The 11642-nt window shown below is 73.3% G+C and carries 11 protein-coding genes; 5 read left to right on the top strand and 6 right to left on the bottom strand.

The features are described from left to right. Position 1: 1 nt before the first annotated feature. The 6 genes from HK417_RS07325 to HK417_RS07350 form a co-directional block, all read right to left on the bottom strand. Entirely contained in the window at positions 2-1306 is a 1305-nt protein-coding gene (locus HK417_RS07325; protein WP_222264884.1) for an MFS transporter, read from the bottom strand. Positions 1307-1365: 59 nt separating this feature from the next. Next, positions 1366-2331, bottom strand: coding sequence for a DUF389 domain-containing protein (locus HK417_RS07330; protein ID WP_222264886.1), 966 nt, complete (start codon positions 2329-2331; stop codon positions 1366-1368). 84 nt (positions 2332-2415) lie between these two features. Then, positions 2416-2979, bottom strand: coding sequence for a hypothetical protein (locus HK417_RS07335; protein WP_222264888.1), 564 nt, complete (start codon positions 2977-2979; stop codon positions 2416-2418). A 74-nt stretch (positions 2980-3053) separates the two neighbouring features. Continuing rightward, positions 3054-5339: a (Fe-S)-binding protein gene (locus HK417_RS07340; protein ID WP_222264890.1), complete on the bottom strand. Its 2286-nt coding sequence runs from the start codon at positions 5337-5339 to the stop codon at positions 3054-3056. A gap of 72 nt (positions 5340-5411) precedes the next feature. Next, positions 5412-5945 (bottom strand): hypothetical protein, encoded by a 534-nt coding sequence (locus HK417_RS07345; protein ID WP_222264892.1) that lies wholly within the window; start codon positions 5943-5945, stop codon positions 5412-5414. Further along, complete coding sequence (locus HK417_RS07350) at positions 5915-6409, bottom strand: type IV toxin-antitoxin system AbiEi family antitoxin domain-containing protein (protein WP_222264894.1); 495 nt, start codon at positions 6407-6409, stop codon at positions 5915-5917. Before HK417_RS07350 ends, HK417_RS07345 begins: the two co-directional genes overlap by 31 nt. A 245-nt stretch (positions 6410-6654) precedes the next feature. Here HK417_RS07350 and dnaK point away from each other — a divergent pair, with 245 nt between their 5' ends. The 5 genes from dnaK (at position 6655) to HK417_RS07375 (ending at position 11603) form a co-directional block, all read left to right on the top strand. Then, positions 6655-8568 (top strand): molecular chaperone DnaK, encoded by a 1914-nt coding sequence (gene dnaK / locus HK417_RS07355; RefSeq protein ID WP_222264896.1) that lies wholly within the window; start codon positions 6655-6657, stop codon positions 8566-8568. Between the two features lie 64 nt (positions 8569-8632). After that, entirely contained in the window at positions 8633-9340 is a 708-nt protein-coding gene (grpE, locus tag HK417_RS07360; protein WP_222264898.1) for a nucleotide exchange factor GrpE, read from the top strand. 82 nt (positions 9341-9422) lie between these two features. Then, positions 9423-10649 (top strand): molecular chaperone DnaJ, encoded by a 1227-nt coding sequence (gene dnaJ, locus HK417_RS07365; RefSeq protein WP_222264900.1) that lies wholly within the window; start codon positions 9423-9425, stop codon positions 10647-10649. Next, a complete protein-coding gene (locus HK417_RS07370) occupies positions 10646-11071 on the top strand; it encodes a heat shock protein transcriptional repressor HspR (RefSeq protein ID WP_222264902.1) in 426 nt (141 codons plus the stop codon). Before dnaJ ends, HK417_RS07370 begins: the two co-directional genes overlap by 4 nt. Before the next feature lie 43 nt (positions 11072-11114). After that, positions 11115-11603 carry a MarR family winged helix-turn-helix transcriptional regulator gene (locus HK417_RS07375; protein ID WP_308123430.1) on the top strand — a complete coding sequence of 163 codons (489 nt, stop codon included), beginning with the start codon at positions 11115-11117 and terminating at the stop codon, positions 11601-11603. Positions 11604-11642 lie beyond the last annotated feature (39 nt).

Below are 11642 nucleotides of genomic sequence, written 5' to 3' on the forward strand. Positions count from 1 at the left end.
GTCACCGCCGTGGCGGGAGGACGGTGACCGGCGGCTCCGTCCCGGCGACCCCCACCTCCGCCGCCGGCTGCGGCCCGGCCGCACCGGTCAGCCCGGGCACCTCGTCGTCGACGTACCGCTCCCGGCAGGTCACCCAGCCGGTGACGAACAGCAGGGCGACGCCGGCGTAGACGAGCACGAACATGCCGGTGTAGCCGCCGGTGAGACCCCGCAGCAGGCCGACCAGCAGCGGGCCGATCCCGGCGACGGCGTACCCCAGCCCCTGGGCGACCGTGGACAGCGCCGCCACGGACTCCGGGGTGCGGCCGCGCAGGCCGAACAGGGTCAGCGCCATGGCGAACGTGCCCATGCCCAGACCCAGCAGGGTCACCCACAGCCAGCTCAGCGTCAGCGGCGCGAGCAGCAGGCCGGTCCAGCCGGCGAGGTAGCAGGCCATGAAGCCGGCGAGCATCGGGCGCTGCAGGTGCGCCCGGACGGTGACCATCGGGACGACGGCGTTCAGCGGGATGGCGATCAGCGCGTTGACCCCGACCAGCACGCCCGCCGCGGCCGCCGACATGCCCTGGTCGCGCAGGTACTGCGCCGTCCACCCGATGATCACGTAGGCCTGCATGGCCTGCAGGCCGAAGAACGCAGCCATGGCCAGGGTGAGCCGGCTGCTGGCGAGCGCCCGCAGCCGGACGGCGGTGTGTCCGCCCTGCGTCGCCCGCGGGTGCCGCGGGACGAGCAGCCACGGCAGCGCGGCGAGCAGCGCGAACACCGCCCAGATCCCCAGCCCCCAGCGCCAGCCGTCCGCGCCCGTCGCCGCGGCGATCGGCGCCGTGGAGACGCCGGCGACCGCGCCGCCCACGGCCATGGCGGTGCCGTAGGCGCCGACCAGCAGGCCCGTCCGGTGCGGGAACCACTTCTTCACCAGCCCCGGCAGCAGCACGTTGCCCAGCGCACCGCCGGCCATCGTGGCCACCGTGCCGAGCAGGAACAGCCACACCGAGGTCGTCGCCACGCGGCCGACCAGGCCCGCCGTCATGACCAGCAGCGCCGCGGCGAGCACGTGCCCGTCCCGGTAGCGGGCGGCCAGCGGCGGTCCGGCGAAGCCGATCACCGCGAAGCAGAGCACCGGCATGCTGGTGATCAGCCCAGCCAGGCCGGAGGAGATGCCCAGGCCGAGCTCGACCTCCTCGAGCACCGGACCGACGCTGTTCACCGAGGTGCGCAGGTTGAAACCGGTCAGGACGATCGCCGTCCCCACCACGAGGAGCCCGCGTCGGGTGGCGGCGGGCGGTGCGGGAGCAGTGGTACGGGTCACGTGCCCGGATTGTCCTCCAGGTGTCGCCGGCGTCCCGGAGCCACCCCGTGGCGACCGGTTCAGGCGACGGCGGAGCCCGCCCTCCCGCCCCGCGGCCGGGTGCAGGGGGCGCGGCGCCACAGGGCCTGCAACGTGCGCACGGTGAGGAGCGCGGCGAGCAGGATGCCCAGCACGTTGATCCCCAGTTGCAGCGCCGACCGGACCGCGTCGATCCAGTCGCCGAAGGCGACGCCCAGGGCGAAGGCGGCGGCCGCCGGCACGGTGGTGACCGAGATGAAGACGCCGACCAGGCTGCTGGACTTGGCCGAGGTCAGCGCCAGCATCCCGGCCGCGCCGGCGACGAAGGCAACGGGGAAGGACCAGCGGTCCGGGCGGGTGATGAAGCCGGTCTCGGGTCGCTCGGCCAGCAGGTCGGCGACGCTCGCCCAACCCGCCAGCCGCATCGCCACCGCGGCCACGATGGTCAGCGCGGTGGCGATGGCGAACCCGAGCACGAGCGTGCGGGTGGACTGGCGGACCAGCCGCCGGCTCCGGTGGCTGATGCCGAGCGCGATGCCGGCCAGCGGGCTGAACTCCGGGCCCATCACCATGCCGCCGATCAGCAGCACGGCCGAGTCGGTGACGATGGCCATCGCGGCGAGCAGGGACGCGATGGTCAGGAAGGTCACGAAGGTGACCGTCAGCTTCGACTCGGCGTCCGCGGCCTCGATGACCTGGTCCCAGACGACGGCGTCGGCACCGGAGCCGGGCGCCCGCCGGACCGCCTCGTCGCTGGTGTGCGACAGCGTGGAGTCCACCGACTCGATCGAGATGCCGCCGTGCTCCTCCACGCCCGCCGCCTGCAGGGCGTCGACCAGGCCGTCCACCGACTCCCGGGCGACGTCGCACAGGAGGAGGTCGCCGGCGGGACGGCGGACCACCCCGGGCAGGTGCACGAGGTGGACCACGCCGACGTGCCGGTCGAGCAGGTCGAGGACCTCGTCGACCCGGTCGGGTGGCGCGGTGATGCGCAGGTGGAGGAGCACGAGGATGTCTACCCGATCAGTCCGTGGCCGCCCTGCAGGCGCCCACCGCGGGGTCCTTCCCGGGGGGGCAGGGTGGTTCTTCTACTACCGGGTCCCCTCGACGGTCACCGTCACCGCCGTCAGCTGCTCGGTCGTGCCGTCCCCGGCCACGCGCAGCAGGGCGAGCTCGTGCGGCCCGTCCCCGGCCGGGGCGGCCAGCGCCAGGGTCGGGCTCAGGCACTGCCGCAGCCGCAGCGCCGGGCCGGCGGGCGTGGCGGTGTAGGTGACGGTGCTGCCGGCGTCCCCGCGGACCGCCTCGCCGTCCAGGGTGACCACGTAGGAGGCGTCGTCCGGGCCGGTGAGCCGGTACCGCAGCACGGTGCCGGCCGTGACGACGCTGCTCGAGACCCCGATCGCCGAAGTGTCGCAGTCCGCGGCCAGCGGGACCTCGTCGCCGTCCCGGCTGCCGGCCACCGCCAGCACCGCCAGGACGACGACCAGGACGGCGAGCAGCGTCCAGTGCCCGCCGCGGCGGACGGGCGGCCGGTCCTCGAAGGCCAGCGCCCGCTCGTCGTTGACGTCGCGGGCGTAGTGCATGCGCGTGCGGCGGTTGCCCGCGGCCAGCTGAGGGTCGACCCGGCCGCGGTCCCCGCCGAAGAAGGCCGTCACCGGGCCAGTGTCCTATGGCCACCCTTCAGGGGCCCGCGCCGAGCTCGCGAGGCGTGGGGGGAAGGGTGGTCCTTTCACTGGGTGGCGGCGGACCCGGTGCCCGCCGGGTCGTCGGGCTCGGTGCCGACACCCGGGCCGGACTCGGTGCCCGGCGCCCCGACCGGGGCCAGCGAGCGCAACAGGATCTGGCTGACGTCGAGCACCTCGACGTGCTCCTTGGCCTCGCCGGCCTGCTGCTTGCTGGTGACCGCGTCGGACAGCATGGTGATGCAGAACGGGCACGCGGTGGAGATGACGTCGGGATCAAGCTCGAGCGCCTCCTCGGTGCGCTCGACGTTGATCCGCTTGCCGATCTTCTCCTCCATCCACATCCGTGCGCCGCCGGCGCCGCAGCAGAAGCCGCGGTCCTTGCAGCGGTGCATCTCCTGGGTGCGCAGGCCCTGCACGGAGTCGAGGATCTCCCGGGGCGGTGTGTAGACCTTGTTGTGCCGGCCCAGGAAGCACGGGTCGTGGTAGGTGACCTTGCGGTCGACCGGCGTGACGGGGGTGAGCCGGCCCTCCTCGACGAGCCTGCCGAGCAGCTGGGTGTGGTGGACCACCTCGTAGTCGCCGCCCAGCTGCGGGTACTCGCGGCCGAGGGAGTTGAAGCAGTGCGGGCAGGTGGCGACGATCTTCCGCCGTCCGGCCCGCCGTTCCTCGAAGGCCGCGTTGAGCGTCTCCACGTTCTCCATCGCCAGCTGCTGGAAGAGGAACTCGTTGCCCATCCGGCGGGCCGGGTCACCGGAGCAGGTCTCGCCCGAGCCGAGGACGGCGAAGTCCACGCCGGCGATGTGCAGCAGCTCGGCGACAGCCTTGGTGACCTTCTTCGCGCGGTCGTCGATCGCGCCGGCGCAACCGACCCAGAACAGGTACTCGACGTCGTCCTCGATCTGCCCGTCGACCTGCCGGACCTCGAAGTCGAGGTCCTTCATCCATGCCTCGCGGACGTTGCCGCCCACGCCCCACGGGTTCCCGCGGTTCTCCAGGTTGCGCATCATGACGCCGGCCTCGCTCGGGAAGCTGGACTCGACGAGCACCTGGTAGCGACGCATGTCGTTGATGTGGTCCACGTGCTCGATGTCGACCGGGCACTGCTCGACGCAGGCGCCGCAGTTGGTGCAGCTCCACAGCACGTCGGGGTCGATCACCCCGCCCTCCTCGAGGGTGCCGACCAGCGGGCGGTGCGCCTGGGCGTCGTTGGTGCCCTCGATCCGGGCGTAGCCGGACGCCCACACCTGCTGGTCGCTGGGCTCCAGGGTGGTGAAGTCGGCGAAGTCCGGCGCCTCGTCGGAGGCCTTGGTCGCGCCGGTGAGGTACGGGGCCTTGGCGTACAGGTGGTCCCGCAGGTCCATCACCACCATCTTCGGCGACAGCGGCTTGCCGGTGTTCCAGGCCGGGCACTGGCTCTGGCACCGCCCGCACTCGGTGCAGGTGGTGAAGTCCAGCATCCCCTTCCAGGTGAAGTCCTCGATCTTGCCGCGGCCGAAGACGTCGTCGTCGCCGGGGTCCTCGAAGTCGATCGGCTTGCCGTTGCTCATCATCGGCGGCAGCGGGCCGAGCGCCGGGGCGCCGTCGGGGTCGCGCTTGAGGTAGATGTTGAAGAAGGCGCTGAACCGGTGCCAGGCGACGCCGAAGTTCAGGATCCGGGAGATCACGATCAGCCAGACCAGGCTGACGACGACCTTGACGAAGGCGACCACCGACAGCAGGTCCGGGTTGGCCGGGACGAGGGTGGCGAGGGCGCCGGAGACCGGGTGCGACCAGGCCGGCGCGTCGGTGAGCCCGGCGGCGACCTTGATGGCGCGGATGGTCAGGATGCAGACGCCGATGACCAGGACGACGGCCTCGACGAAGTACCCGCGGCCCTCGTTGGACCCGGCGAAGCGGCTGCTGCGGCCCTGCCGGCGGGGGTGGTCGAGCTGCCGCCGGACGATGAGGTACAGGATGCCCAGGGTCGTGCCGGTGCCGATGACGTCGACGAAGAGGTTCCACAGGCTCCACTCGCCGATCAGCGGCAGGTGGAACGCCGGGTTCCACACCTCGCCGAACGCCTCGACCAGGGTGAGGAACAGGCCGTAGAACCCGACGAAGACGAACCAGTGGGCGACGCCGATGGCCGACCACTTGAGCATCCGGGTGTGCCCCAGCGACTCGATGACCAGCGTCTTCAGGCGCTTGCCCACTGGCTTGGTGCGGCCGGGGTCGGGCTGGCCGGTCCGCATGATCCGCAGCATCGCCCGCACGGCCTTGGTCGCGTAGACCACCGACACGATGAGCAGGAGCACGGTCAGCGTGCCGAGGACGATCTGAAGCGGGCCCATGGGCTCCCTCTCGAGCGCGGGTGCGGGGCGACGTCGCCCACCCGGCACGGACGATATCCGGGCGGCCACAGGCTACTCGTCGGTAACACGGATTCCCGCCGTCCGGCCGCGACGGGGGTGCGTCCGCGTCGCCGGACTCGCGCCCGAGGGCGGGTCCCCCAGCGCCGGCGCAGCCGGTCCTGCTGGGCTCCCCAGCGCGACCCCAGGTCCACGGCGGCCAGGCGCAGGAACCGGATGCCCAGCGCGCAGCTCGTCCTCCCGTCGCTTCTCGTCCCACACCACCTGCGCCGGAGTGCGGTCCCGCCAGGGGGCCGTGCACTTCAGCTGCCCGTCGAACTCGACCGCGAGGGCGGCGTCGTCGTACCAGCCGTCGACCACGGCCAGGAGCTGCCGACCGGCCCGGATCTCCACCTGCGGCTGGAAGACCGGAAGCCCCGACCCGACCACGCGCAGCCGTCCCCGGGTCTCCAGCGGTGACTCGGCCCGCCCGTCGGCCAGGGTCACCGCGCGCACGGCCCGGGAGGCGCCGGGCCAGCGCTGCGCCGCCGCGGCCGCGCGCACCAGCGCCCCGGTGGTCACGTGCTCGAACAGCAGGGCCGCGTCCATGGCCCCGACCGCGTCCTCCAGGTGCCACTCGCGGGCGCAGTCGACGAGCGTCCGTGCCGGTGCGGTGATCGGCAGCCGGTGGCGGACGGCGCGGTCTCCGGACGACAGCCGTCGCCCCGCCGCCACTGCCGGGGGTCGATCAGCCGGACGGTGCGGTCCAGGTCCTGGTGGGTCGGCCAGCCCCACAGCTGCGCCGCCGAGCCGTGGCTGACCACGGTGTCCGGACGACCGAGGAACGCCAGCGACGCGGAGCAGTCGAGGGCATGGCGCCCGCCCCGGCTCTCGACGCGGGTCACGTCGGACACGGTCGCGTAGACCCCACGGCGCAGCCGCACCCACCGGCCGGAGGAGCAGGCGTTCCGGAGATCTCGTCCCGCCGGTAGCCGGTAGCCGGTGGCGAGGGCCTCGGGGGCGGTGAAGACGCCGAGTCGCTGCTCGGCGCGGGCGCGGAGGGCGCGGTGCACGCGGCGAGTGTGGCCTCGCGCGAAGATCGCCGGGCTCCCGCTGGACGCCGAGTACGGCAGCGCCGGCGCGAGCCCGGTGCTCCACGCGCCGCGAGCAGGTGAGAAATTCGGACCCCCGGGGAACACCCCGTCCGGGCCTGCCGTTACGGTGGGCAGGAAAGTTGAGCGGACCCGGCGCAAGGCGACTCGTGGTCCCTCGGCCCTAGACCAGCATCACCCCACCCGCAACAGAGGAGAGGCATTCCATGACTCGAGCGGTCGGAATCGACCTGGGCACCACCAACTCCGTCGTCGCGGTCCTCGAGGGCGGTGAGCCCACCGTCATCGCGAACTCCGAGGGCTCGCGCACCACCCCGTCGGTCGTCGCCTTCGCCAAGAACGGCGAGGTCCTGGTCGGCCAGTCGGCCAAGAACCAGGCCGTCACCAACGTCGACCGCACCATCCGCAGCGTCAAGCGCCACATGGGCACGACGTGGAGGACCGGCGACATCGACGGCAAGCAGTACACCCCGCAGGAGATCAGCGCCCGCGTCCTGCAGAAGCTGAAGCGGGATGCCGAGACCTACCTGGGCGAGCCGATCACCGACGCCGTCATCACCGTCCCGGCCTACTTCGAGGACGCGCAGCGGCAGGCGACCAAGGAGGCCGGTGAGATCGCGGGCCTGAACGTCCTGCGCATCGTCAACGAGCCGACCGCGGCCGCGCTGGCCTACGGCCTGGACAAGGGCGAGACCGAGCAGACGATCCTCGTCTTCGACCTCGGTGGTGGCACGTTCGACGTGTCGCTGCTGGAGATCGGTGACGGCGTCATCGAGGTCAAGGCCACCGCCGGTGACAACCGGCTCGGTGGCGACGACTGGGACGAGCGGGTCGTCAAGCACCTGGTGCAGACCTTCAACGCTCAGTCCGGCATCGACCTGTCCAAGGACAAGCTGGCCATGCAGCGGCTCCGGGAGGCCGCCGAGAAGGCCAAGATCGAGCTGTCCGGCGCGCAGTCGACCAACGTCAACCTGCCCTACATCACCGCCGGCGCCGAGGGCCCGCTGCACCTGGACGTCACGATCACCCGCGCGGAGTTCCAGCGGATGACCCAGGACCTCCTGGACCGCACCAAGGCCCCGTTCAACCAGGCGATCCGGGACGCGGGTGTCAAGCTCGGCGACATCCACCACGTCGTCCTCGTCGGTGGCTCGACCCGCATGCCGGCCGTCACCGAGCTCGTGCGCGAGCTGACCGGGGGCAAGGAGCCCAACAAGGGCGTCAACCCCGACGAGGTCGTCGCCGTCGGCGCCGCGCTGCAGGCCGGTGTCCTCCGCGGTGAGGTCAAGGACGTCCTGCTGCTCGACGTCACCCCGCTGTCCCTGGGCATCGAGACCAAGGGCGGGATCATGACCAAGCTCATCGAGCGCAACACCACGATCCCGACCAAGCGCTCGGAGATCTTCACCACGGCCGACGACAACCAGCCGTCCGTGCAGATCCAGGTGTTCCAGGGCGAGCGCGAGATGGCCGCCTACAACAAGAAGCTCGGCATGTTCGAGCTGACCGGCCTGCCGCCGGCGCCGCGCGGCGTGCCGCAGATCGAGGTCGCCTTCGACATCGACGCCAACGGCATCGTGCACGTCCACGCCAAGGACCTCGGCACGGGCAAGGAGCAGTCGATGACGATCACCGGCGGGTCCGCCCTGCCCAAGGACGACATCGAGCGCATGATGCGGGACGCCGAGGCGCACGCCGAGGAGGACAAGCGCCGCCGCGAGGAGGCCGAGACCCGCAACCTGGCCGAGTCGCTGCAGTACCAGACGGAGAAGTTCCTGGCGGAGAACGGCGACAAGATCCCGGCCGACAAGAAGGAGGAGCTGGGCGAGGCCCTCACCGAGCTGCGCTCCTCGCTGGGCGGTTCCGACATCGCCGCGATCAAGGCGGCGCAGGAGAAGGTCGCCCGGGTCTCCCAGGAGGTCGGTGGCGCGCTCTACGCGCAGGCCCAGGCCGACGGCGCCGGTGCCGGTGCCGGTGCCGCGGGCGAGCCGGGTGGCGCGGGCTTCGGCGGCGCGACCGGCGGAGCGGCCGGCGGAGCCGGCGCCACCGGTGCGACGACGTCCTCGGACGACGACGTCGTCGACGCCGAGATCGTCGACGAGGACACCGACAAGCGGTGACGACGCCGCTGGGTTCCATGACCGCCGGCCCGGGGTCCCGGGCCGGCGGTCCCGGGGGTGAGCGATGAGCCAGCAGGACGAGCAGGCGCCGCGGGTCGTGATCCGCGACAAGCGGCGCATCGACCCGACCGGCGCCCGGGTGGCGCAGGGAGAGCAGATGAGCGAGCACGACATGGGGGCGGCCTCGGTCGCCGAGCAGGCCCCGCCGGTGGACGAGGAGCTCGCCCGCCAGCTGGCCGAGCGGACCGAGGACCTGCAGCGGGTCACCGCCGAGTACGCCAACTACCGGCGCCGGGTGGACCGCGACCGCGTCCTGGTCGTCGACCAGGCCGCCGAGCGCTTCGCCGGGCAGCTGTTCCCGATCGTCGACGACATCGAGCGGGCCCGTGACCACGGTGACCTGACCGGTGCCTTCAAGGTCGTCGCCGACCGGGTGCTGGGGCTGCTCGACGGACTCGGCGTCGAGTCCTTCGGGAAGCCCGGTGACCCGTTCGACCCCTCACTGCACGAGGCGGTGCTGCACGACACCTCCACGGAGGTGACGGTGCCGACCGCCACGACGGTGCTGCGCCCGGGCTTCCGCCGGGGCGACCGGGTGCTGCGCACGGCGATGGTCGGGGTCACCGACCCCGAGCAGGCGGCCGCCCCGGCGGCGGAGCCGGTCGCGACGGCGGAGCCGGTCGGGACGGAAGAGCCGGTCGCGACGGCGGAGGCGGCAGGGACCGCGGAGCCGGCCGACGGGCAGCCGGGCGAGGACCCGGCGACCCGCTGAGCCCAGCGCTCCACCCGGCCCGGTCCCCGCACGGCGGGGACCGGGCCGGCACCCCGTCAGCACTGCAGAGAGGAGGCGCCCGATGAGCAGCACCCGGGACTTCATCGAGAAGGACTACTACGCCGCCCTGGGCGTCCCCAAGGACGCCGACGCGGCGGCCATCAAGAAGGCATACCGGCAGCTCGCCCGCGAGCTCCACCCGGACAAGAACCCCGGGAACACGCAGGCCGAGACCCGCTTCAAGGAGGTGTCGGAGGCCTACGACGTGCTCTCCGACACCAAGCGGCGGGCCGAGTACGACGAGGCCCGGCGGCTGTTCGGCGCCGGTGGGTTCCGCCCCGGTGCCGGCGCGCCCGGCGCCGGCTTCCCCGGCGGGTTCCCCGGTGGTGCCGGGGGCACCACGTTCGACTTCGGTGACCTGCTCAACGGCGCCGGCGCGGGCGCGGGGCGTGCCGGAGGGCTGGGCGACCTGTTCGGTGGCCTGTTCGGTGGCGCCGCGGGCCCCGGCGCGAGCGCCCGCACGCGCAGCCAGGCGGCGTCCGGCCCGGCCCGCGGCCAGGACGTCGAGACCGAGGCGACCCTCGCCTTCGACGAGGCCGTGCTGGGCGTGACCGTGCCGCTGCGGATGCAGAGCCCGGGTACCTGCCCGACCTGCGCCGGCACCGGCGCGCGGCCGGGGACGAGCCCGCACACCTGCCCGGTGTGCAACGGCGCCGGGGTCACCAGTCGCAGCCAGGGTGCGTTCGCCTTCTCCGAGCCGTGCCGGGAGTGCCGCGGCACCGGCTCGGTCGTCGACGACCCCTGCGCCGAGTGCCGGGGCAGCGGCGTCACCACCCAGGTCCGCACGATCACCGTGCGCATCCCGGCGGGTGTGAAGGACGGTCAGCGAATCCGGCTGCCCGGCAAGGGTGCGCCCGGGCGCCGCGGCGGCCCGGCCGGTGACCTGTTCGTCGTCGTCCACGTGAGCGGCCACGACCTGTTCGGCCGCAGCGGCGAGGACCTGACGCTCACCGTGCCGATCTCGTTCGCCGAGGCCGCCCTCGGCACGACGCTCACCGTCCCCACCCTCGAGGGCTCGGTGTCACTCAAGGTGCCGGCCGGCACGTCCAGCGGCCGCACCTTCCGCGTGCGGGGCCGCGGCGTGCACGGCAAGGGCCACTCCGGGGACCTGCTGGTCACCGTCGAGGTGGCCGTGCCCACCCGGCTCACGCCCGGCGCCCGTGAGGCGGTCGAGAAGCTCGCCGCCGAGCTGCCCGACGACCCGCGCCCGGAGATCACCGCAGCCCTGCGTGAGGGAGGTTCCCGATGACCACGTCAGACACCGGCCGCGGCTTCGCCGAGGACGCCCCGGTGTTCGTCATCTCGGTGGCCGCCGAGCTGGCCGGCATGCACGCGCAGACCCTCCGCCAGTACGACCGGCTCGGCCTGGTGAGCCCCGGGCGGACCCCCGGCGGCGGTCGCCGGTACAGCCCGCGCGACGTCGAGCTGCTGCGCGAGGTGCAGCGGCTGAGCCAGGAGGACGGCGTCAACCTGGCCGGGATCAAGCGGATCATCGACCTCGAGTCGCGGGTCGAGGCGCTGCAGACCCGGGTCACCGAGCTGCTGCACGAGCTCGAGGTCTCCGAGACCCGGCGGATCGCGGCCGAGTCGGCGGTCGCGGCGACGTACCGGCGAGACCTGGTGCCGCGCTCGTCGGGCTCGGCGCTGGTGGTCTGGCGCCCGTCGTCCTGACCGGGCCGGGAACGATGCGTCCCGGTCGCACGTCGGAACGGGCGTGAGCGTGAGCACTGAGCTGGACAGCCACGCGGCCTTCGTCGCCCTGGAGCGGGAGGTCGCCCTGTTGCTGCGCCGGTCGCGGGCGATCAGCGGCCGGCTGGGTGGGGAGCTCCACCGCGGCCTGGACGGCGCGGCGTACGGCCTGCTGGTCCTGCTGGACGACGCCGGGGCCCTGCGCGCCAGCGACGTCGTGACCCGCCTCGGCCTGGACAAGAGCACGGTGAGCCGCCAGGTGGCCTCGCTGGTCGACCTCGGGCTCGTCGACCGCGCGGCGGACCCGGCCGACGGCCGCGCGCAGGTGCTCTCCATCTCCGCCGAGGGTCACCGGCGGCTGGCCCAGCTGCGCGACGCCCGCCGGGCCCGCTGGGAGGCCGACCTCTCCGACTGGGAACCCCGCGACGTCGCCACCCTGGCCGAGCTGCTCGGCCGGCTCAACCGACTGGGTGAGGAGCGCGAGGCCGAGGTCGGCGGGCACCCGGAGGTCTAGCGACCGACCCGGAACGCAGACGGGCCCGGCCCCCCCACG

This window comes from Modestobacter marinus (assembly GCF_019799945.1).
Lineage (GTDB): Bacteria > Actinomycetota > Actinomycetes > Mycobacteriales > Geodermatophilaceae > Modestobacter > Modestobacter marinus_B.

Excerpts from the sequence above, each read along its gene's own strand:
- HK417_RS07340 (WP_222264890.1), bottom strand. The coding sequence starts at position 5,339 with ATGGGCCCGCTTCAGATCGTCCTCGGCACGCTGACCGTGCTCCTGCTC.
- HK417_RS07345 (WP_222264892.1), bottom strand. The coding sequence starts at position 5,945 with ATGGACGCGGCCCTGCTGTTCGAGCACGTGACCACCGGGGCGCTGGTG.
- dnaK (WP_222264896.1), top strand. The coding sequence starts at position 6,655 with ATGACTCGAGCGGTCGGAATCGACCTGGGCACCACCAACTCCGTCGTC.
- grpE (WP_222264898.1), top strand. The coding sequence starts at position 8,633 with ATGAGCCAGCAGGACGAGCAGGCGCCGCGGGTCGTGATCCGCGACAAG.
- dnaJ (WP_222264900.1), top strand. The coding sequence starts at position 9,423 with ATGAGCAGCACCCGGGACTTCATCGAGAAGGACTACTACGCCGCCCTG.
- HK417_RS07370 (WP_222264902.1), top strand. The coding sequence starts at position 10,646 with ATGACCACGTCAGACACCGGCCGCGGCTTCGCCGAGGACGCCCCGGTG.